General features: G+C 46.6%; 1 protein-coding gene. It reads right to left on the bottom strand.

Annotation, left to right across the window (positions count from 1 at the left end; all coding sequences use genetic code 11):
* Positions 1-215 (bottom strand): PTS sugar transporter subunit IIB (locus ADA55_RS20155; RefSeq protein WP_048687129.1); only part of this gene is annotated, 215 nt, incomplete at its 3' end.
* Between the last annotated feature and the right edge of the window lie 122 nt (positions 216-337).

The following is a 337-nucleotide window of genomic DNA, read 5'->3' as shown; positions in this document are numbered from 1 at the left end:
TCCAGTGTGACGATCGTCCGGGTTCCATCATCCAGCTGACCGACAATATCCGCCGCTCCCAGGAAAATATCGGCCTGAACCGTTTTTGCTGATGCCAAATCCGTATGATCCACCTCGGCTGTCTTCCCCATTTCCGTCAATGCTTTCTTCACATTCATCTCCATGATGAAGCTGCTTCCCAATCCATTTCCGCACACTACCATGATTTTCTTCATATAAATCTCTCCTTTTTTTATCCTACGTGCATTTCCAATTTAGATTTGATTTCAGGGATGCTCATCATGTTCTCCAGTGTGACGATCGTCCGGGTTCCATCATCCAGCTGACCGACAATATC

The sequence above is a fragment of the Bacillus sp. 220_BSPC genome (genome assembly GCF_001054655.1).
GTDB classification, from domain to species: Bacteria; Bacillota; Bacilli; order Bacillales; family DSM-1321; genus Peribacillus; species Peribacillus frigoritolerans.
This window is presented reverse-complemented; position numbering and strand designations above follow the sequence as displayed.